At 68.4% G+C, this 21,801-nt stretch carries 15 protein-coding genes and 1 tRNA gene; 8 read left to right on the top strand and 8 right to left on the bottom strand.

Going from position 1 to position 21,801, the window contains the following annotated elements; all coding sequences use genetic code 11:
- Positions 1–82: 82 nt before the first annotated feature.
- Positions 83–754, bottom strand: coding sequence for a glutathione S-transferase family protein (locus FBZ89_RS07080; RefSeq protein WP_145749293.1), 672 nt, complete (start codon positions 752–754; stop codon positions 83–85).
- Between the two features lie 70 nt (positions 755–824).
- Between FBZ89_RS07080 and FBZ89_RS07075 the strand changes: the two genes are divergently transcribed.
- The gene (locus FBZ89_RS07075; RefSeq protein WP_342780583.1) at positions 825–1,307 is read left to right on the top strand and encodes a GNAT family N-acetyltransferase; all 483 of its coding nucleotides are present in this window, start codon (positions 825–827) and stop codon (positions 1,305–1,307) included.
- Between the two features lie 48 nt (positions 1,308–1,355).
- On the opposite strand, the gene FBZ89_RS07070 is transcribed toward FBZ89_RS07075, so the two are convergent.
- A complete protein-coding gene (locus FBZ89_RS07070; RefSeq protein WP_145749408.1) occupies positions 1,356–2,621 on the bottom strand; it encodes a polyhydroxyalkanoate depolymerase in 1,266 nt (421 codons plus the stop codon).
- 491 nt (positions 2,622–3,112) lie between these two features.
- Here FBZ89_RS07070 and recQ point away from each other — a divergent pair, with 491 nt between their 5' ends.
- From recQ to acnA, 5 genes are all read left to right on the top strand, one after another.
- Positions 3,113–5,164: a DNA helicase RecQ gene (gene recQ / locus FBZ89_RS07065; RefSeq protein ID WP_145749292.1), complete on the top strand. Its 2,052-nt coding sequence runs from the start codon at positions 3,113–3,115 to the stop codon at positions 5,162–5,164.
- A 279-nt stretch (positions 5,165–5,443) separates the two neighbouring features.
- Positions 5,444–5,518, top strand: a tRNA-Thr gene (locus FBZ89_RS07060).
- Positions 5,519–5,696: 178 nt separating this feature from the next.
- Entirely contained in the window at positions 5,697–6,395 is a 699-nt protein-coding gene (phoU, locus tag FBZ89_RS07055; RefSeq protein ID WP_186457233.1) for a phosphate signaling complex protein PhoU, read from the top strand.
- A gap of 766 nt (positions 6,396–7,161) precedes the next feature.
- Positions 7,162–7,800, top strand: coding sequence for a TerC family protein (locus FBZ89_RS07050; RefSeq protein ID WP_145749290.1), 639 nt, complete (start codon positions 7,162–7,164; stop codon positions 7,798–7,800).
- 363 nt (positions 7,801–8,163) lie between these two features.
- Entirely contained in the window at positions 8,164–10,872 is a 2,709-nt protein-coding gene (acnA, locus tag FBZ89_RS07045) for an aconitate hydratase AcnA (protein WP_145749289.1), read from the top strand.
- A 93-nt stretch (positions 10,873–10,965) separates the two neighbouring features.
- Here the strand turns inward: acnA and FBZ89_RS07040 are convergent, their stop codons facing one another.
- From FBZ89_RS07040 to FBZ89_RS07030, 3 genes are read right to left on the bottom strand one after another with little or no spacing between them, the layout of a single operon-like run.
- Complete coding sequence (locus FBZ89_RS07040) at positions 10,966–11,256, bottom strand: hypothetical protein (protein WP_145749288.1); 291 nt, start codon at positions 11,254–11,256, stop codon at positions 10,966–10,968.
- A gap of 8 nt (positions 11,257–11,264) precedes the next feature.
- On the bottom strand, positions 11,265–12,665 hold the full coding sequence (locus tag FBZ89_RS07035) for a hypothetical protein (RefSeq protein ID WP_145749287.1): 1,401 nt from the start codon (positions 12,663–12,665) through the stop codon (positions 11,265–11,267).
- 38 nt (positions 12,666–12,703) lie between these two features.
- Positions 12,704–13,780, bottom strand: coding sequence for a hypothetical protein (locus FBZ89_RS07030; protein WP_145749286.1), 1,077 nt, complete (start codon positions 13,778–13,780; stop codon positions 12,704–12,706).
- A 774-nt stretch (positions 13,781–14,554) separates the two neighbouring features.
- Here FBZ89_RS07030 and FBZ89_RS07025 point away from each other — a divergent pair.
- Positions 14,555–16,810, top strand: coding sequence for an ATP-binding protein (locus FBZ89_RS07025; protein ID WP_145749285.1), 2,256 nt, complete (start codon positions 14,555–14,557; stop codon positions 16,808–16,810).
- A 42-nt stretch (positions 16,811–16,852) separates the two neighbouring features.
- Here the strand turns inward: FBZ89_RS07025 and FBZ89_RS07020 are convergent, their stop codons facing one another.
- Genes FBZ89_RS07020 through FBZ89_RS07010 form a run of 3 tightly spaced genes read right to left on the bottom strand, consistent with a single transcriptional unit; the run spans position 16,853 to position 18,799 of the window.
- Positions 16,853–17,572: a periplasmic heavy metal sensor gene (locus FBZ89_RS07020; protein ID WP_145749284.1), complete on the bottom strand. Its 720-nt coding sequence runs from the start codon at positions 17,570–17,572 to the stop codon at positions 16,853–16,855.
- Positions 17,569–18,129 carry a hypothetical protein gene (locus FBZ89_RS07015; protein WP_145749283.1) on the bottom strand — a complete coding sequence of 187 codons (561 nt, stop codon included), beginning with the start codon at positions 18,127–18,129 and terminating at the stop codon, positions 17,569–17,571. Before FBZ89_RS07015 ends, FBZ89_RS07020 begins: the two co-directional genes overlap by 4 nt.
- Positions 18,130–18,139: 10 nt before the next feature.
- Positions 18,140–18,799 carry an RNA polymerase sigma factor gene (locus FBZ89_RS07010; RefSeq protein WP_145749282.1) on the bottom strand — a complete coding sequence of 220 codons (660 nt, stop codon included), beginning with the start codon at positions 18,797–18,799 and terminating at the stop codon, positions 18,140–18,142.
- Positions 18,800–19,246: 447 nt separating this feature from the next.
- Between FBZ89_RS07010 and FBZ89_RS07005 the strand changes: the two genes are divergently transcribed.
- Positions 19,247–21,532, top strand: coding sequence for an NADP-dependent malic enzyme (locus FBZ89_RS07005; RefSeq protein ID WP_145749281.1), 2,286 nt, complete (start codon positions 19,247–19,249; stop codon positions 21,530–21,532).
- Positions 21,533–21,801: the final 269 nt, after the last annotated feature.

Genomic DNA, 21,801 nt, shown 5'->3' with positions numbered 1-21,801 from the left:
CAAATCAGAGGGATGGCTCACCAAAAACGACCAGCGGCATGAGCCTCATGCCGCTGTCCGGCGCCTGAGGGCGCGGCAAAAACTAAAAATCCAGATCCGCGTAGTGCTTGGGCGGCGGGGCGCCCGGCAGGTGGTCGCCCAGCAGGGGACGGAAGCTGGGGCGGCACTTGATGCGCATGTACCAGTCCTTGGCCTCGGGATGCTGGTCCCAGGGCACGTCACCCAGATAGTCGATGGTCGACAGGTGCGCCGCCGCGGCGATGTCGGCCAGCGAGAAGTCGTCCCCGGCCAGCCATTTCCGCCGGTCCGCCAGATAGGCGATGTAGTCCAGGTGGTAATGGATGTTGGCCAGGCCGGCGCGGATGGCCTGGGCATGGGGCGTGCCGGAACCGGAGAAGCGCTTGATCAGCTTCTCCCCCACCAGATTCTCCGTCACCTCCTGGTTGAACTTCACGTCGAACCAGGCGGCCAGGCGCCGCACCTCCGCCCGCAGCAGGACCTCGCGGCCCAGCAGCGTGGGGGCGTGGGGGTAGGCCTCTTCCAGGTAATTGCAGATGGCGGCGTGTTCCACCACCGTCGCCCCGTCATCCTCGACCAGCACCGGCAACTCGCCAGCCGGATTCAGCGCCAGGAACTCCTCACGGCGTTCCCAGGGCTTTTCGACCTCGAGGTCGACCTCGAGGCGCTTTTCCGCCAGCACGACGCGGACCTTGCGCGCGAAGGGGGACAAGGGATGGTGGACAAGTGTACGCATGTGGGCCGGCAATCTAACGTAAGCGCGTGGATTTCAATAGAGCCTAAAGGCCTTAAGCGGAGATCACCCGATGGCCATGCCTGAGTCACCCCGCCCGGAAATTAAGATAGAGCCCATCGGCCCCGATGACGAGGCCGCATGGTGCCCCTTATGGGATCAATACTGCGCTTTTTACCAGGTCCGCGTTGATCCGGGCGTGACAACCACGCTATGGGCGCGCTTGCAGGACCCAAATTCGGCCGTGAAGGCACTGGTAGCGCGCGATGCGGCCGGCCGCATCCTCGGCTTCTGCCACTACGTCCTGCACCCCAACACCTGGGGCACCGGCCTGATCTGTTACCTGGAAGACCTGTTCACCGACCCCGCATCGCGCGGCCAGGGCGTGGGCCGGGCCCTGATCGAGCGGCTGGTGGCGCTTGGCCGGGAGCACGGCTGGGGCCGCGTCTACTGGCACACGCAAGAGACCAACGCCACCGCCCGCCGCCTGTACGACAGCGTGGCCCAGGGCGCGGATGGCTTCGTGCGCTATGTCATCCCGATCCAGCACCAATGAAAAAGGGCGGCCCCTAAGGACCGCCCTTTTTCATTCCGTGTCCGCTGATCAGACCGCCGCGCCCCGTCGCGGCGTGGCCGCAGCCGCACGCTCATGGCTGCGGATGAAGTCGCGCACGCGCGGCATGATGTGCTCGCGCCAGCGGCGGCCATTGAAGATGCCGTAATGGCCGACGCCCTGCTGCAGGTGGTGCTGCTTCATGCCGCCCTCCAGGCCGCTGCACAGGGCGTGGGCGGCCACCGTCTGGCCGGGGGCGGAGATGTCGTCCAACTCACCCTCCACCGTGAACAGGGCCGTCTTCTTGATGGCCGACGGGTCGACGCGCATGCCCCGGTATTCCAGGGTACCCTTGGGCAGGTCGTGGTCCTGGAACACGATCCTGACGGTCTGCAGGTAGAACTCCGCCGTCAGGTCCATGACCGACAGGTATTCGTCGTAGAAGCGGCGGTGCGACTCCGCACTCTCGCCATCGCCACGCACCAGGTGCTTGAACAGATCGACGTGGGCGCCGACGTGCCGGTCCAGGTTCATGGACATGAAGCCGGTCAGCTGGATGAAGCCCGGATAGACGTGGCGCATGGCGCCCGGATAGTAGACCGGCACCGAGGTGGTCACCGTGCGCTCGAACCAGCCGATGTCACGGGTCTCGGCCAGCTGGGTCACCTGGGTGGGCGACACGCGGGTGTCGATGGGACCGCCCATCAGGGTCATGCTGCGCGGCTGGCAGGTATCTTCCATCTGCGCCATGACGGCCGCGGCCACCAGCACCGGCACGGCCGGCTGGCAGACGGCGACGACATGGGTGTCCGGCCCCAGGAAGCGGATGAAATCCATGACGTATTCGACATAGTCGTCGAAGTCGAAGCGACCGCGCGACAGGGGCACCAGCTTCGCGTCCACCCAATCGGTGATGTAGACGTCGTGGGACGGAAGCAGCGCCTCCACCGTGCCGCGCAGCAGGGTGGCGTAGTGGCCCGACATGGGGGCCACCACCAGCACCTTGGGGTCGCTGTGCGGCGTGGCGCGCTGGAAATGGCGCAGGACGCAGAAGGGCTTGCGCAGCGCCGCCTCTTCCGTCACCGCGACCTCACGGCCGTCGATGTGGGTGATGTTCAGGCCGAATTCCGGTTTGCCCCAACGGCGCGTCGTGCGCTCGATAAGCTCACCGGCGGCGGCCATGGCGCGGCCCATGCCGGTGTAGGAAGCCGGGACCAGGGGATTGCGGAAGGTCGCCTGCGTCGCCTCCGCCATCAGGCGGAGCGGGGTCAGGGCGGCATGGTGCATGTCAAACAGCTGGTACAGCACGCGGATCATCCTCGTCATTGGACGTGGCGGCGCCGGACATCCCTTGCGGTGGGTTGGGCGGCGTCTCGGGGACACGAAGGCTTGCCGCGATGGCGGCCCCAGGCGCGCCGCTTACCCAACTGCCGGCCTCGGAGCTATATCCGAGGGGGTAGGCGGCCATTCAACTACGCCTCGTCCCTTATCCTACGTAGGTAAGGATGAAAAGGCCCTTAATGAAGGGAGCGAACGATACCGGTCACATGTTCGCAATGGAAGACCGATTTCTTCAAGCTGTCTGGTGGTTCGGGCCTCTCCTCAAAAAGAAGGACGGCGGCTCTTGCGCCGGGTGGTCCATCCTTAAACCGCCGGCGTTCCCGCGATGTTCCGGCCATGATGGGGGAAGCCGCAGGAAGCAGTGGACAGGGACCCCGCAGCCCCCCTAGATATGGGCTTATTCTAGCTCCGCACCGCTATCCCTGGCCCTGCCTGCACCTTACGGCGGGCCACGCCCCAGAGCCGTCATGTCCCACGCCCGGCCCCTTTCCGCCAGCCTGTTCGATCAGGAGCCTGATTTTCCGGATACCGGTTATCCGGAGGCCGGCTTTCACGACTCCGGGCATCCGGAGGCCGGCGACTTCGTGCCCGACCATTACGCCGACGCGCCGGAGCCCAGCATCGTCCATGGCGACTGGCCGGAGGATGAGGGGGCCCCGGGAACACCCCCGGGAACACCCCCGGGAACACAGCGTGACCCGGTGGCGACGGCGCGGGACATCCTGAAGCGCGTCTACGGCTATTCCGCCTTCCGCGGCAACCAGGAAGACATCATCACCCACGTCATCCAGGGCGGCGACGCCCTGGTGCTGATGCCCACTGGCGGCGGCAAGTCGCTGTGCTTCCAGATCCCGGCCCTGGCGCGGCCGGGCGTGGCCATCGTCGTCAGCCCCCTGATCGCCCTGATGCGCGACCAGGTGGACACCCTGCGCCAGGCCGGCGTGCGCGCCGCCTACCTGAACTCCACCCTGGACTGGCGTGAGGCGCTGGACGTGGAGCGGGCCTGCGAGCGCGGCGACCTGGATCTGTTGTACGTGGCGCCGGAGCGGCTGGTCACCCCGCGCTTCCTGGAATTGCTGGACCGGTCGCGCATCAGCCTGTTCGCTCTGGACGAGGCGCATTGCGTCAGCCAGTGGGGCCATGATTTCCGGCCGGAGTACCTGCAGCTGTCGGTGCTGCATGAGCGCTTCCCCACCGTGCCGCGCATCGCACTGACGGCCACGGCCGACGCGCAGACCCAGGCCGACATCGTGGAGCGCCTGGCCCTGGGCGAGGCGCGACAGTTCGTCTCCAGCTTCGACCGGCCCAACATCACCTATCGCGTGGCGCCCAAGGACAATGAGCGCCGGCAGTTGCTGGACTTCATCCGCCGCCACCATGCCGAGGATGCGGGCATCGTCTATTGCCTGTCGCGCGCCCGGGTGGAGGCGCTGGCCCACTGGCTGAAGGAACAGGGGCTGGACGCCCTGCCCTACCATGCCGGGCTGGACGTGTCCGTGCGGCAGGCCAACCAGGACCGCTTCATCAAGGGCGAGGGCGTCGTGGTGGTGGCGACCATCGCCTTCGGCATGGGCATCGACAAGCCCAACGTCCGATTCGTCGTGCACATGGACGCGCCCAAGAGCCTGGAGGCCTACTACCAGGAAACCGGCCGCGCCGGCCGCGATGGCCTGCCCGCCAATGCCCTGATGCTGTACGGCCTGCAGGATGTGGTCATGCTGCGCCAGATGATGGACGCCTCGGACAGCAGCGCCCAGCACAAGCGCACGGAACGGCGCAAGCTGGACGCCCTGCTGGGCTTCTGCGAGACCGCCCATTGCCGCCGCCAGGTGCTGCTGACCTATTTCGGGGAAGATCATCCGGGCAATTGCGGCAACTGCGACACCTGCTTCGAGCCGGTGGAGACCTGGGATGGCACGATGGCGGCGCAGAAGGCGCTGTCGGCCGTCTACCGCACCGGCCAGAAGTTCGGCGTGGGCCATCTGATCGACGTGCTGCGCGGCGGCGCCACGGAGAAGGTGGTGCGCTTCGGCCACGACCAGTTGAAGACCTTCGGCTGCGGCGCCGATATTTCCAAGGGCGACTGGCAGACGGTGTTCCGCCAGTTGGTGGCGCTGGGCCATCTGACGGCCGATCCGGAGGGCCACGGCGGCCTGATGCTGACCGACCAGGCGGCATCGGTGCTGAAGGGGCAGGAGACGGTGCGCCTGCGTCGCGACCGCGCCGTGCTGTCGGGTGACGCGCGACGCAGCGGCGGCCGCGCCGGTGGCGGGCGCACGGGCCCCTCGCTGGCCCCGCCGGACGACAAGCTGTGGCATCGCCTGAAGGCCGTGCGCCTGGAACTGGCCAAGACCCAGGGCGTGCCGCCCTACGTCATCTTCCACGACAGCACGCTCATGGAAATGGTCATCAACCGCCCCCGCGACCTGACCGGCCTGGGCCTGCTGCCCGGCGTGGGCGTGCGCAAGCTGGAACGCTACGGCGCGACGTTTTTGGACGCCATCCTGGCGGATGGCTGAGCGTCTGTTTTCCCACCTTCAAACGCCGGGCGCCGTCATCCGCTGGCTAGGCTTCCTCGCTTTGCCCCCCAGCGTCCAGTGGAGCGCCCTGGAGCGAAGCGGTAGAGGACGCGACCGCGTCCGCCGAGCCTTTCGGGGAGTGAGCGGACTGAAAGGCGAGGATGAGCCAAGGGGCGGATGCCCTGCCGGCGCCTGAGGAAACTAAATAGACTCAAAACCTCACCGCGCTGTTGCCATCCGCGTTTCGGTCTGCTAATACCCCCCTCCATTCCAAGGGGCGCCCCAATAGCTCAGTGGTAGAGCAACCGCTTCGTAAGCGGTAGGCCGTTGGTTCAAATCCGACTTGGGGCACCATCCTTCCATCATCCCCGCATCATCGATCTGTCGAACGCCCAACCGGCGAACGTCCAGCCGGCGAACGTCCAACTGGGCGCGGAATTGCCATTCCCTGCGACGCACGGTCGCACGATTGCAATATGATGACGGTATGGTGGCGCCACCTTGGTTTCCACCCATCCTGGATGCACCGCCCATGTCCGAGCAGTTGCCCCGTCACATCGTCACCTCCTACGAAAACGAGCTGCAGCGCCTGGACGCACTGCTGGCGGAAATGGGCGGCCGGGCCGAGCAACAGCTGCAGCAGGCGACCCGCGCCGTGCTGGACCGCGACGACACGCTGGCGCGTGAGACCGTGGCGCAGGACCAGGTGCTGGACGCGCTGGAGCATGAGGTCGAAAGCCTGATCATCCGCCTGTTGGCCCTGCGCCACCCCATGGCCATCGACCTGCGGCACACCCTGGCCGCCCTGAAGGCCGCCAACGCGCTGGAACGCGTCGGCGACTATGCCAAGAACATGGCCAAGCGCGCCCTGGTGCTGAACAGCGTCCCCACCATCAGCGCCACCGCCTCGGTGGGTCGTCTGTCGGATCTGGCGCGCAAGCAACTGGCCGGCGCCATTGAGGCCTTCACCCGCCGCGACACCGCCTTGGCCGCCGAAGTCTGGCGCCGTGACGCGGAGTTGGACGACATGCACGCCGGCGTGACGCAGGAGATTTTCGCCTTCGTCGCCAAGGACGCCAGCCTGATCGAGGCCTGCACCAGCCTGCAGTTCATCGCCAAGAACCTGGAACGCGTGGGAGATCTGGCCACCAACATCGCCGAGATGGTGCAGTTCGACGCCACCGGCACCCTGGTGGACCCCGTCCGCCCGCGCGGCGGCGAGGCGCACTGATCCACTGACCGCTTGTACCGGCCGGGACCAGGCGCTGCCGGTTCGCGGTTGATGGCTTTCCGGGCCGCCGCTCGCTTTTCCGAGTCTGGCGGCCCGGCGTTTTTGCACGGCCGTCCTGCGCGGGGCGGCGCTGGCTGGCGCGTGCCCTTGCCGCGCCAACGCGCGACGGCCGCCCAAGGCGCGGCAGGCTGGCTGCGACGAGGCTACCCCCATAGCCTAGTTTCCGGTTCCCGGGAGGCGTGTGCCCCGGCGTCTTGCCCTCATCTTCTTTTTCTTTTCCGGCGAGGCATTTAGCCTAATTTCGCGACGCCGGAGCCTGTCAAGGTTGCCAAATCAACCCCAACCACAGGTTCGGATTATATGAATTAACCCGTTCATCATTTGGGTAATGAGCTACGATCTTAGGAAAGGATTTGAAAACGCGGCGTCGCGTAAAAGAATACATATCCTTTTGCTACCGGTTCATTGCTTGACATCTTTTACGCCATGAGCTTTAGGTAATGTGTCCTGTATCACAGAGCAGGACCCAACTGCCAAAACTCTCGGCCCGCCACTTCTTGAAGTGTGCGGGCCGTATTTTATCCAAAATACACTTCACCCTTCCCGGTCGTTTCTGAACGGCACCGCAACCACGCCAGGTAAAGCACGCGGTGACTTGGGGCCGTTGCGCCCCCGGTCCGGCGAGGACGGGGTGCAATCCGGCGCGCGCTTATGCCGCAGCCGTGCTATGAAGGGTCGATCCACGACCGGAACGGCTGCCTTCTCCATGCTGCTTGCTGAATTGACCGCCCTGATCCAGGTATTGCTGATCGACCTCGTCCTGGCGGGGGACAACGCCCTGGTGGTGGGCATGGCGGCCAGCGGCGTACCGGTGGAGAAGCGCCGCAAGGTCATCTTCTGGGGGATCAGCGTGGCCGTGCTGATGCGCATCGGCTTCGCCCTGCTGGCCACCCGCCTGCTGGACATCATCGGCCTGACCCTGGCCGGCGGCATCCTGCTGCTGTGGGTATGCTGGAAACTGTGGCGCGAACTGCGCCAGCACAGCAAGGAACAGGCGGAAGCGGCCGGGGGGGAACCCCACGTCCCGTCGCTGGCGGGCAAGAGCGTGGGCACTGCCATCCGGCAGATCGCGCTGGCCGACGTCTCCATGTCGCTGGACAACGTGCTGGCCGTGGCGGGCGCCGCCGAGGACCACACCTGGGTCATGGTGCTGGGCCTGGTGCTGTCCGTTGCCCTGATGGGGGCGGCCGCCACCCTGATCGCCCGCCTGCTGGCCCGCTATTTCTGGATCTCCTACATCGGCCTGGCCATCATCGCCTACGTCGCCTGCCACATGATCTGGGACGGCGGCACGGAGGTGGCCCCCTTCGCCCAGCCCCTGATCGACATGATTCGCCGCATTTGACACCCGCGGCGAATGCCGCCTGCGCGGCGGGCAGCAGGCACCGCCTGGCGGCGGCGGCGGGCTTCCAGGTTGTTCCGTCAACGCGCCGGGGAATCTCGGCAGGGGAGGCATGCGATGTAGCCCCCGCCGCAACCGTCCGGGCATTTGATCGCAGGCGCAAAAAGCGGTAAACCTCGCGCGCGCGCCTTTCCGCGCAAACCTTCGATTACGCACGTCCCCAGCCCGGTATTCTTAATTTCATAAGGGTTTCATAAGGGGGCGTCGCGAAGGGTGTCGGAATGGCCGTCCGCATCGTTGGCCATGACACCCGCTGAAGGGTGCCGGCGGCGCGGTACCATCCCCTTCCCCTAGGAGGCCACTCCTGTGTCCACGATCACCGGTCACGACACGCTGAAAACCCGCCGCAGCCTGAGCGTCGGCAGCAAGAGCTATGACTACTTCAGCCTCAAGGCGGCTGAGGAAGCCGGCCTGGGCGACCTGTCCCGCCTGCCCTACAGCCTGAAGGTGCTGCTGGAGAACCTGCTGCGCTTCGAGGACGGCCGCACCGTCAGCGTCGACGACGTGAAGGCCGCCGCCCAGTGGCTGGTCGATCGCCGCAGCGACCGTGAGATCGCCTACCGCCCCGCCCGCGTGCTGATGCAGGACTTCACCGGCGTTCCGGCCGTGTGCGACCTGGCCGCGATGCGCGAGGCCATGGTGGGCCTGGGTGGCAAGCCCGAGCGCATCAACCCGCTGACCGCCGTCGATCTGGTCATCGACCACTCGGTGATGGTGGACTACTTCGGCGGCCCCGACGCCTTCCAGAAGAACGTCGACGTCGAATTCCAGCGCAATGGCGAGCGCTATGCGTTCCTGCGCTGGGGCCAGAAGGCCTTCAACAACTTCCGCGTCGTGCCGCCCGGCACCGGCATCTGCCACCAGGTGAACGTTGAATACCTGGCCCAGACCGTGTGGACCGATGGCGACCAGACCGGCGCCACCGTCGCCTACCCCGACACCCTGGTCGGCACCGACAGCCACACCACCATGGTGAACGGCCTGGGCGTGCTGGGCTGGGGCGTGGGCGGCATCGAGGCCGAGGCGGCCATGCTGGGCCAGCCCATCTCCATGCTGATCCCGGAAGTCATCGGCTTCCGCCTGACGGGCAAGCTGAAGGAAGGCGCCACGGCGACCGACCTGGTGCTGACCGTCACCCAGATGCTGCGCAAGAAGGGCGTGGTGGGCAAGTTCGTGGAGTTCTACGGCCCCGGCCTGGACGCCCTGACCCTGGCCGACCGCGCGACGATCGCCAACATGGCCCCGGAATACGGCGCCACCTGCGGCATCTTCCCCATCGACGCCGAGACCATCCGTTTCCTGAACTTCACCGGCCGCGACGCCGACCGCGTCGCCCTGGTGGAAGCCTACGCCAAGGCGCAGGGCATGTGGCGCGACGCCAACAGCCCCGAGCCGGTGTTCACCGACACGCTGGAACTGGACCTGAACAGCGTCGAGTCCTCGCTGGCCGGCCCGAAGCGTCCGCAGGACCGCGTGCTGCTGTCCAACGCCAAGACCGAGTTCGAGGGCGTGTTCGCCAAGGACTACGCCGGCAAGCCCGCCAGCAACCCGGCCAAGGTCGCCGGTGAGGACTTCACGGTCGATCACGGCGACGTGGTGATCGCGGCCATCACCAGCTGCACCAACACCTCCAACCCCAACGTGCTGGTCGCCGCCGGCCTGCTGGCCAAGAAGGCGGTCGAGGCCGGCCTGGCCACGAAGCCCTGGGTGAAGACCTCGCTGGCCCCCGGCAGCCAGGTCGTGACCGACTACCTGAACGCCGCCGGCCTGACCCCGTTCCTGGACAAGCTGGGCTTCAACCTGGTCGGCTACGGCTGCACCACCTGCATCGGCAACTCCGGCCCGCTGCCCGACGCCATCGGCGCCGCGGTGGATGCCAACGACCTGTTGGCTTGCTCGGTCCTGTCGGGCAACCGCAACTTCGAAGGCCGCGTGAACCCGCAGGTGAAGGCCAACTACCTGGCCTCCCCGCCGTTGGTGGTGGCCTACGCCCTGGCTGGCACCTTGCGCAAGGACCTGACCACCGAGCCGCTGGGCAAGGGCAAGGACGGCAAGGACGTCTTCCTGAAGGACATCTGGCCGAGCAGCGCCGAGATCGAGGCCGCCATCTCCCAGTCCCTGACGCCGGAGATGTACCGCTCGCGCTACGCCAACGTGTTCCTGGGCCCGCAGCAGTGGCAGTCCATCGAGACCGCCACCGGCCTGACCTACAAGTGGGAAGACGACAGCACCTATGTGAAGCTGCCGCCGATCTTCGAAGGCATGACCACCACCCCGGGTGCGGTGCATGACGTGAAGAAGGCCCGCCCGCTGGCCATCCTGGGCGACAGCATCACCACCGACCACATCTCCCCCGCCGGTTCGATCAAGAAGACCAGCCCCGCTGGCACCTACCTGATCGGTCACGGCGTGGAGCCGGTGGACTTCAACGGCTACGGCGCCCGCCGCGGCAACCACGAAGTCATGATGCGCGGCACCTTCGCCAACATCCGCATCAAGAACGAAATGGTGCCGGGCGTCGAAGGTGGCGTGACCAAGTACATCCCCACCGGCGACGTCATGTCGATCTACGACGCCGCCATGAAGTACCAGGCCGACGGCACCCCGCTGGTGGTGTTCGCCGGCCAGGAGTACGGCACCGGCTCGTCCCGCGACTGGGCGGCCAAGGGCACCCGCCTGCTGGGCGTCCGCGCCGTGGTGGCCGAGAGCTTTGAGCGCATCCACCGGTCCAACCTGGTGGGCATGGGCGTCCTGCCCCTGCAGTTCAAGGACGGCGCCAGCCGCAAGACCCTGGGCCTGGACGGCACCGAGGTCATCGACATCACCGGCGTCGAGGCCGGCCTGAAGCCCCGCATGGACCTGACCCTGACCATCACCCGCGCGGATGGCAAGGTCGATACCCTGCCGGTGTTGTGTCGCATCGACACCCTGGACGAGGTCGACTACTTCAAGCACGGCGGCATCCTGCAGTACGTGCTGCGCAACATGCTGAACCAGCCGCAAGCGGCTGAGTAAAGTGTGATATCGGCTCCGGTGGTCTTCGGACCGCCGAGGCCAAAGGGAAAGGGGCGCTACCCGGCTAGGTAGCGCCCCTTTTTCATGACGCGATCAGTGCGGCGGGCCTTTGAAAAATCTATCCGCCGCGACTTCCTCCGGCGTTTTACCGGGCATGGGAAGCAAAGGCAGGAACCGGTTGATTGCCATCCCTAAGGCGGCGATACCGAGGACAAGTCCATAGATGAAGCGCATGCCGGGCCAATCGCCGAACAGCGATTTCCATGCGACAGCGGCCCCCATCAACAGGAGCACCTCAATGCCTAGGAATGCCGCAATGGCCGTGTAGGCCCGACGTGCTTTATGCCGTCGACGTTGGTGAGCGAAAGACAGCCAGTCGCCCACCCCATCCCTCAATCGAACTGTAGGTCGCTGACGGCGCCGCCGACCTCGGACACGGGCAGCAGGCCGGCCGCCGTCAGGTCGCCCGCCGCCACCAGCAGGGTGCGGCCGGCGGCGGCGGGGATGCCGGCGGCCTGGGCCAGGGTGGCCAGGGCCTCACGCGTCGGCGCCTGGCTGATGACGCCGTTGCCGTAGATGAGGATGGACACGGCCAGGGTGCCCGGCCGGCTCTGTTCCACCAGGGCCGCCGCGTTCATCAGGCCGCGCAGGGTGGAGACGCGGGGGAAGCCGCTGTCGCTGAGGGTGTCGCCCTCCTCCCCCAGCACCCAGTGGCGGCCCACCAGGTCCTCGACCCCCACCAGGATGGCCAATTGCATGCCCCGGTGACGGCCGGTGGCGACGGCCACCAGGCCGCCGTCCTGCGGTGTCTGCGGCAGTTGCACGATACCGCCCAGGATGTGCTGCACACTGTCCAGGACCGAGGCCACGGCCTGGGCCAGCGCCTCCGCCCCTGTGGGGCGCATCAGGCTGGGCCAGGCACTGAACACCAGGGACGCGAGGCCGGCGGTACCGCCATCGGCCCGGTCCGCCGTGGGGGCCGACGCGGGCGCGCGGCGCAGCTTTTCCTCCACGGCGTCCAGCCGGCCGGCCAGGGCCTGGACGGCGCCGGCGTCGCCAGCCTGCCTGGCCGTGTCCGGGGACTTGGCCTCACCGCTGGTGGGCGCCGGCAAGGCGGGGAGGCCGCCTTTCACCTGGTCGCGCAGGTCCCGCACGTCCAGCTGGGTGGTGCGCACGGCGTTGACCACGCGCAGCAACGATTCATGCAGATGGTCGACCAGGCCGCTAAGCTGCTCCGGCAGGGGGCCGGGCGGCAGGTCTGGCAGGCGGACGCCGTTCACCGCCTTGGCGTGGCTGAGCCAATTCTCCAGCACGCCCACGCGCTGGGTCACATCGTCCAGGGTGTGCTTCAGCTCGCCCACGCCCCGGGCCAGACGCTCCGCCTCTTCCGCCGGGCGGCCGGCATGGTGACTGACCACCCCCGTCAGGTGGGCCACACGTTCACGCAGTTCCTGGATGGACTGGCCCAGGGCATTGATGCGCATCGTTTCCGGTAGCGAAACGACGGCGGAATGCATGGCCGTCAAATCGTTACGCAAATCGCGCAACCGGCTGCCTACATGCAGCGCCAGATCGCGGACGATGGATTCGGCGTAATCGAAAGGGTCGACGCCCTCTTCGATCTCACCTTCCCGCGCGCCCCCGTCCTGCACAGCCGGCGTCACGACCTCGGCGTCCACGATGGGCGCATCAGCGGCGGGCGCATTAGCGGCGGGCACATCGGCGGCCGGGCTATGGGTGCCCGGACCGGCGTCGCCATCGGGGCCTGGGGCGTCACGGTGCTCGTCGGTCATGGCATCGCTCACGAGGATCGGGGAAAAGGGACTGGCGTCTAAAGATCGCCGGCAATGGCTTCTAGCAGACGGGCGCGGCGCTTGTCCGCCTGTTCGCGTGGTAGACGCGGCACGGCCGCGGCCGGGCGCCGCGACACTGGTGGCTGGGGCGGCGGCACCGGCGCGTCGGAAGATGCCTGGGGCGGGGTCTGCACCACCACCGGCGTCACCAGCGACGGCGCCTCGGCCGTTTCCGCCACGGGGGGCGGAGGTGGGGGCGGGACGGACACCGCCGGCGCGGGCTGGGCCGGCGTTGACGTGAATGAATGCAGCGTCACCCGGGCCGCGGCGGCAGGGACGGAGGCCATGCGGATCGCCCCGGGCACGGTGACGACGGCGGCAGGGACGCGGGGCGGTATCGGCTGGCTGGGCGTGGACAGGGGATGGGCCGGCAGGGGGCCGGCGACGGCCGACGGGCGCACGGGCGTGGGCGGCGCGGCGCGGAGCGACATGGCCCCCGGCACGCGGGGGGTGGGCGTGGGCACGGCCCGCATCTCCGCCTGGCCGGCCGAAGCGTCGCGGCCCTTGGAGGCCAGGCTGGTGAACAGCGGCCCGGCGCGTGACGGCTGCGGCCCGGGCGCGGGCTGGGCCGCGGCCGCGAGGGCCGGCTGGACGGGGACCGACAGGGGGGCGGTGCCCACGGCGGCGCTGGGCGGTGCCGGCGGTGCGATGGGCGCCGGTGCCGGAGACATTTCCGCTTCCGTCCGGACGGCGGAAACCGGTGCGGGCACCGGAGAGGCGGCCGGGGCTTCATTCGGACCCCTGACGCCATCACTGACATCGGTCAGCAGGCGGCGCAGCACCGTGGCGACGGCGGAGCGCGGTTCGCCCACCCGGTCGACCGCCTTGGCGGTGAGGGCGGGGTCGATGCTGATCTGCAGGAAGCCGAACTGCTCGGTCGACAGCGACTGGAGCTTGCGGGTCAGGCCCTCGGCCTGTTCCTCGCCCGCGACATAGCGGCGGATGGTCTCAATGGTGGAGGTCACGACAGCGGCGTCGCGCACGGCACGGGAGGAGAAGACGGGGCTGCGGCCCCCATCGGATCGGCCGCCCCCATCGGATCGACCAATGTCCATGCGCGCAGGCTCCGCCCCAGCGCCCGCTTGGCCGGACGCCCCGGGTCCATGCGATGCGTTCCGCCCGGACATCTCCCCCTGGGGCCCGTTGCCGTCAGGCCCGTTGGTGGGAAGGAGAGCATCCGGCGAGGCGGACGCATCATCCCCCTTGCCGGCGATCCAGCCCATCACCTTCCGAAACATGCCACCCTGCCCCCTGCAAGAGACCGGATTATGACCCCGCGGGTCCCGGCACGGCAAACGGTTTGCACCGGCCGTAAGTTCTCGACGGACTAATGGTTACCACGGCCTGTCAGGCCGATTCAATTTTCCATCCCCTGCGAATTCTTCGGGCTCTTGAGCCCTGTAATGCAAGAAAAAAGGCGTCTTCTGCCGAGCTTCATCCCATTTCTCCGCGCCGGCGTGACAAGTGGGGGACAGCAATCGTGGATTGATCCATCCAACACCCGGATTCCACTTATCCCTCGGGTTGTGGGCAGAACCCTGCCGGAACGAATTTTAAAATTTTAGGGGTTTCGTCTGGCCGATAATTGCGCACCCCATTCGCAAATATGATTGGCCGATTCCCACCACCGTCGTACAGTCCCGCGCGGGGATGGGGTTCTGGCCGCCACCGGATCAGGAACAAATCGACACCCGCACCCCACGTGGCAGTGGACCAATTGGCAGTGGAATCGCCGGCGCCAAAGCCGGCGGATCGATCCGGATCGGACTACGGGGTAACCGGACGTGCGGCGCTTGAAACGGGGATTGCGGCGATGGGACCGCCCGCTGATGGGGCGTCCCCCCTCTGGCGTCCGCCGTGCCGACCCCCTGGAGGCCCTGGGCCGCCGCGCCGACTCCGTGCCGCGTGGGCAACTGATCGAACTGGGCCAGCTGATCCTGATGGCCCTGAACCATCGCGAGGACGCGTGGCTGGTGCCGGTGCTGACGGCGGTGGTGGCCGGCGGCGCCGCCACCTGGGCGCCCTGGCCCGCCGTCGCCGCCTGGGCCCTGCTGTCGGTCGCGACGGTGGGCGTGTCGCAGCTGGCCCTTCATCGTTTCCTGGCCCAGGCCGACCACCTGACCGATTCCCGCCCCTGGCTGCGGCTGCTGGCCACCGCCCGCCTGCTGCCCTCGGTGGTGTGGAGCCTGCTGCCCCTGTTCGCCTGGCCGGGCGACCACATGGCCGGCCGCTTTTTCCTTATCCTGGTGCTGGGGGCTGCCATGGCCCTGCGCACCAGCGGCACCGCCCCCCATCCCCTGGTGCTGAGGCTGCAACTGGTGCCGCCCGCCCTGGCGCTGCTGGTCCTGACGGGCACCGCCCTGGCAGGCCCCCGCGCCGGCGTCCATGCGGACGCGCCGGGCCTGGCCCTGGTCCTGAGCAGCCTGCTCTATCCCGTGTTCCTCTATCGCATGGGGCGGCAGACCTGCCTGCGCATGCGCCACATGCTGGAGCTGCAGCTGGACCTGACGGCGGCCAAGCGCGCCGCCGACCAGGCCAACGGCGCCAAGTCCGGCTTCCTGGCGACGCTGAGCCATGAAATCCGCACCCCCATGACCGGCATTCTGGGTCTGACCCAGCTGCTGCTGGAAACGGGCCTGTCGATGCGCCAGCGCGACTATGTCCGCACGGTGCACGAATCCGGCGAATCCCTGCTGGCGATCTTGAACGATGTGCTGGACCTGTCGAAGGTCGAGGCCGGCAAGCTGGAGATCGAGCGGACAGCCTTCGACACCGGCCCGCTGCTGGACGGCGTGCGCAACCTGATGGCCGGCCGCGCCGCGGAAAAGGGGCTGGACCTGCAAATCCGCAAAGGGCCCGGTTTCCCCGAACGCCTGATGGGCGACCCCTTGCGCCTGCGCCAGGTGCTGCTGAACCTGGTGGGTAACGCCATCAAGTTCACCGAACGGGGCTGGGTGCGCATCAGCGCATCGGCCGATCGCCTGGCCGACGGCCGGCTTCAGTTCGGTATCATCGTGTCCGACACCGGTGTCGGCGTGCCGGAGGCGGCGCAGGGCCGCCTGTTCGAGACCTTCAGCCAGGCCAGCGCCGAGGTCACCCGCCGCTACGGCGGCAGCGGCCTGGGCCTAGCCATCGCCAAGCAGCTGATCCAGGCCATGGGCGGGGAGATCGGCTTCCACAGCCGGCCGGGGGACGGCAGCCATTTCTGGTTCACCATCCCCACGGCGGAACCGGAGACGCGCACCGCCGCCGGCGCGATGGCCCCCCAGGCCGCCGCCCTCCCCCTGCCGCCGCTGGCGGTGCTGGTGGTGGAGGATGTGACCGCCAACCAGGTGGTGCTGGACGCCCTGCTGCGGGCGCGGGGACACAAAGTCACCGTGGCCGCCGACGGCGCCGCCGCCGTTCGGCTGGTGGCCCGCGGCCGTTTCGACCTGGTGCTGATGGACATGCAGCTGCCCGGCATCGACGGGCTGGAGGCCGCGCGCCGCATCCGCGCCCTGCCCGACGCCACCCGCGCCCAGGTGCCGGTGGTGGCCACCACCGCCAACACCGACGCCGCCGACGGCGGCCGCTGCCTGGCGGCGGGCATGGACGGCTTCGTCACCAAGCCCCTGCGGCCGGAGGCGCTGGCCGAGGCCATGCACCAGGCGTGGGTGGCGCGCGGCGCGCGGGTATGGGCGGAGGAGACGGCGACGGAAGGCCCGGCCCAGCTGGACATGCGCCAGATGGACACGGTCGCCCAGGCCATCGGGCCTCATGACATGCCGGAATTCATCGCCATCACCGCCCGCACCCTGGTGGAGACGGCGGAACGCTTCCTGGAGAAGGTGTCGGGTGGCGACCTGCCGGGTGCGGGCCAGGCCGCCCACACCCTTTATGGCGTGGCCGCCAACGTCGGCCTGACGGGGCTGTCGGCCGACGCCCGCCGGGCGCAGCAGGCCCTGCGCGACGACCACCCCGAAATCCAACGCGCCCTGGCCACCCGCCTGCGGGACGACGCGGAAGAGGCGGCGGAGATGCTGGGCCGCTGGCTTGGCGAATGGCTGGGCGGCCAGCCGCCCGCCACGGACAGCGCCGTCGCCTGACAAAAGCGGCCTTTGACCGTGGCGATCAAAGGCCGGCACCTGTCAGTGCGGGGTCACCGGGGTCGCGGTGGGAGCCCGGGGCGTCAGGGGGATACCGCCGTCGTTGTGCGGCGTCACCGCCGGATTCGCGGCCGGGCTGCCGGCCGGGCCGGGCCCGTCCGGCCCCTCATCGGGCGGCGGCGGCGGGCCATCGGGGAAGGGCGGATGATCGAAACGGCCGTCCGGCCATCCCTGCCCGCCCGGACCGCGCCCATCAGGCCCCCGGCCGTCAGGACGGCCCCCGTCCGGACGGGGGCCGTGCATACCGCCCAGGATGAAGGGGGACTTCATCTCCGACAGCTTCTTGCGGCCTTCGGGCGACATGCGGGACAGGGCGTCGACCACGGCCGCCTGGCGCGACGCCTCGAAGGCGCGGCGGCTGTCCGCCACCTCGCGCAAGGCAGCGGCGAAGGCCTGGGCGTCGAATTGGTCGGCCGCCAGCAAGGGCTGGATTTCAGCCCAGCTTTCCCGGGCCTGCTTCTCCAGCGCCTGGAAGTCGGCGCGGTCGGGCGCCATGGCCTTCTGCAACAGCTCGGCATCCGCCGGCGGCAGGATGTCGGACAACGGACGCGGCCGGTAGTTCAGGCCGGGCGCCGGCCCACGCTCCGGCCCCACCTCGTGGTGCCGTAAAAGATGGGGGACGAAGGTGCCGGCCAGGAACAGGTTCACACCGACCGACGCGATGAGCAGGGGCCCACGCCACCGGCTGGAAAACACACTCATCGGGCGTGGGTCTCCACGGTGTAGGAGGTGAACAGCAGGCTGGGCATGTCCGTGACGTCGGCCTGCGCCGTCTCCACCGTCGCGCCGGCTTGGGCCGTCGCGGTCTCCGTGGCGGGCAGCGTGGCGGACGGCATGGTCATGACGCCTACCAGGATACCGGCCGCCGTGGCGCCCGCCAACCACCCGGCCTGCGGCGCCCGCACGCTGAGCCACGACAGGGCCGTGCGTACCAGGTCGAAGGGCGAGGGCAGGAAGGTGTCCAGCTTGCGCGGCGCGGCCTTGGCCGCCGGCGCGGTCACCGCATCCAGCCGAGCCAGGGCGCCGGCCACCACGCTGTCCACCCGGGCGGCGGAAATCTCCGGCTCCGCCACCATGGACAACAGGGCGTCCAGCCGCGCCTCGTTCACCACCAGCTCATGCGCGGCACCGTCCATGGCCAGCGCGCGCACCGCCGCGGCCCGGCGATCCGCCGGCCAGCGGGCGGGGTTGCCGCCGTACACGGCCGTCAATGCCGCGACATCCTCCACGTCCACCGTGGACCATTCCCTGTCAGCCATGACCAACCCCCTAGACCTCACCCGTATCCTGAACCACACCGGACAGGCGCACCCGCAACGCGCGCCGGGCCCGGGCCAACAGCGACTCAACCGCCGAAACAGACAGGGACAGGATTTGCGCGGCGTCGGCGGCGCTGCGCTCCTCGTAATAGCAGAGCGTGACGGCCAACCGCTGCCGTTCCGGCAGCTCCGCCAAGGCCTGCGACACCAATTTGGCCGTCTGTTGCCGCGCCATCACATTCACCGCGGATGGCGTCGGGTCGGGCGGCTCAGGTATTCCTTCCAAGCCGGCGAAGGCGGGACGCCGGCGCCGGTCCACACACAAGTTCACCACCACCCGGTGCAACCAGGTGGAGAAGCGGGCGCGGCCGTCGGGGATCCAGTTCTTGGCCCCCGTCCATACCCGCAGCATCGCCTCCTGCACCACCTCGTCGGCGTCGGCCGCGTTGCCCAGGACGCGCTGGGCCAGTTTCATGGCCTTGGGCGCGTGGCGGGCGGCCAGCAGGGCGAAGGCCTGCCGGTCCCCCTGGGCGATGCGGGCCAGCAGGGCGTCGTCACCCGGCTCCGGCCCCAGCCCCGTCAAGGTGCCGGCCGGGTTGCCCGCGTATGGGGCGGCGGCGGAAGCCGCAGCCGTGCCCACGCGCGGCGGCGGCTGGACAGATTCGTCCATCAGTTTCCCTGAAGAGTGACCCGGGACGTCTATGTCGCGAAGAGCATACATGACCCCTTATACGGGCCATGGGCAATGCCCTGTCGGCGAGGGTGCCGAATAAAATCTGGGCGGGCCACAGACTGGATCCAAGGTTGGCGACCGTAAAAGGTATGTCACGGGGGCGGTCCTGCCCCAAACCGCCACCCCCGCGACGCCCGGCCCCGCCAGCCCCGATTGGGCGGGACCATGCGGATGCGCGCCCCCGCACGCATCCCGGCGCCGCCCCCGACCTACCGCGATTGCAGCCCCGCCCGCGGAACAGAGGTCGGGGGCGGATTTGCCCGTGACCCCGCCCGGATCGCTCAGCTACCATCGCGCGCAATAATCACAAGGGCCGGCACCGGCCGGCCCGGCAATCAAAGGGCCGGCGAAGACCAGCCCGTAAACGCGCTGGAGAGAGAACGTATGGCTGATACCGAGAAGCGCGTCACCGACGCCGAGGCCCTGCACCTGCACGCCAGCGGCCGTCCGGGCAAGCTGGAAATCACCCCGACCAAGCCCCTGACGACCCAGCGCGACCTTTCGCTGGCCTATTCCCCCGGCGTCGCGGTGCCGTGCTTGCGCATCCATGAGGATCCGGCCACGGCCTATGACTACACCGCCAAGGGCAATCTGGTTGCCGTCATCTCCAACGGTACCGCCGTGCTGGGCCTGGGTGACCTGGGGGCGCTGGCCTCCAAGCCGGTGATGGAAGGCAAGGCCGTCCTGTTCAAACGCTTCGCCGATGTCGACGGCATCGACCTGGAGGTCGACACCCGCGACGTGGACGAGTTCATCAATTCCGTGCGCTACCTGGGCCCCAGCTTCGGCGGCATCAACCTGGAAGACATCAAGGCGCCCGACTGCTTCATCATCGAACAGCGCCTGCGCGAGCTGATGGACATCCCCGTCTTCCACGACGACCAGCACGGCACCGCCATCATCGCCGCCGCCGGCCTGATCAACGCCCTGCACCTGACCGGCCGCGGCATGACCGATGCCCGCCTGGTGGTGAATGGCGCCGGTGCGGCCGCCATCGCCTGCGTGGAACTGATCAAGTCCATGGGCGTGCCGCATGAGAACGTGACACTGTGCGACACCAAGGGCGTCGTCTACCAGGGCCGCACCAACGGCATGAACCAGTGGAAGTCGGCCCACGCCATCACCACCGACGCCCGCACCCTGGCCGAGGCGGTCAAGGGCGCCGACGTGTTCCTGGGCTTGTCGGTCAAGGGGGCCCTGACGGCCGAGATGGTGGCCACCATGGCGGCCAAGCCCATCATCTTCGCCATGGCCAACCCCGATCCGGAAATCACGCCGGAAGAGGTGAAGTCGGTGCGTGACGACGCCATCGTCGCCACCGGGCGGTCCGATTATCCCAACCAGGTGAACAACGTCCTGGGCTTTCCCTACATTTTTCGCGGCGCCCTGGACGTGCGGGCCAGCACCATCAACGACGCCATGAAGATCGCCGCCGTCAACGCGCTGGCCGAGCTGGCGCGCGAGGACGTGCCGGATGAGGTGGATGCCGCCTATTCCGGCCGGCGCCTGCGCTATGGCCCGGAATACATCATCCCCGTGCCCTTCGACCCGCGCCTGATCGTGAAGGTGCCGGCGGCCGTGGCCCAGGCGGCCATGGACACCGGCGTCGCCAAGCGCCCCATCACGGACATGGAGGCCTACGGCCGGGCCCTGCGCCTGCGCCTGGACCCCACCGCCGACAGCCTGCAGCAGATCTTTGACAAGGTGAAGGCCAGTCCCCGCCGCGTCGTCTTCGCCGAGGGTGAGGAGGAGCGGACGATCCGCGCTGCCCTGGCCTTCCGCTCCGCCGGCTACGGCACGCCCATCCTGATCGGCCGCGAGAAGGTGGTGGCGGAACAGATGGCCGCGCTGGGCCTGCCCCAGGGCAGCGCCCCGCTGGAGGTGCGCAACGCCCGCCTGTACCAATCCACGGAAAACCAGCGCTACACCGACTTCCTGTACGCGCGCCTGCAACGTAAGGGCATGCTGCACCGGGACTGCCAGCGCCTGGTGAACCAGCACCGCAACGTCTTCGCCGCCTGCATGGTGGCGCTGGGCGACGCCGACGCCGTGGTCACCGGCCTGACCCGCGACTTCTTCACCTCGTATGAGGAGATCGGCCACGTCATCGACCCGCGCGAGGGGGCGCCCGCCTTCGGCCTGTCGGTGCTGGCGCTGCGCAAGCAGACGGTGTTCATCGCCGACACCACGGTGCATGAGCGCCCGACCGCCCAGCAGCTGGTCTGCATCGCCGAGGGGGCGGCCCGCATGGCACGCCAGATGGGGCATGAGCCGCGCGTGGCCTTCCTGTCCTTCTCCAACTTCGGCCAGCCGATGCGGGAGCGGGCGCAGCATGTGCGCGACGCCGTCGCCCTGATGGACCAGCGGGGCGCCGACTTCGAGTATGAGGGCGAGATGTCGGTGGACGTGGCCCTGGACCACGACCTGATGAAGCGCCTGTACCCGTTCAGCCGCCTGTCCGGCCCGGCCAACGTGCTGATCATGCCGGCGCTGCACACCGCCAACATCGGCGCCAAGCTGCTGCAGAAGATGGGCGGCGGCACGCTGATCGGCCCGCTGCTGATCAACCTGGAGAAGCCGGCGCAGATCGTGCAGATGGGCGCCACGTCCAACGAATTGCTGACCGCCGCCGTCATGGCCGCCCACGACAGCCTTCATACCGCCGGCTGACTGCGGCCGGCGGAACGGAAAAAACGTATCCAGTATACGGATGGTGCCGGCCTGGCATCGATTTCAAGTAAAAGCGGGCCGTGGCTGGCGGGTGTGCGCCCGAAGGCCACGGCCTTTTCTTATGAAGCGGGATGGCTCCACGGCCGGTCCCGGGATTAAACTTCCATGACGTGGGTTCCCGGCGCCATTCCTGCGCTATGTTCGGTGCAATGAACGGGAAGGCGCACTTTTGACCTGGCCTGTTTTGGCCAGGTCATGGGAATCAGCAT

Source organism: Nitrospirillum amazonense (assembly GCF_007828045.1).
GTDB classification, from domain to species: domain Bacteria; phylum Pseudomonadota; class Alphaproteobacteria; order Azospirillales; family Azospirillaceae; genus Nitrospirillum; species Nitrospirillum amazonense_C.
The sequence above is the reverse complement of the archived record's forward strand: the minus strand, read 5'-3'. Positions and strand labels throughout refer to the sequence as shown.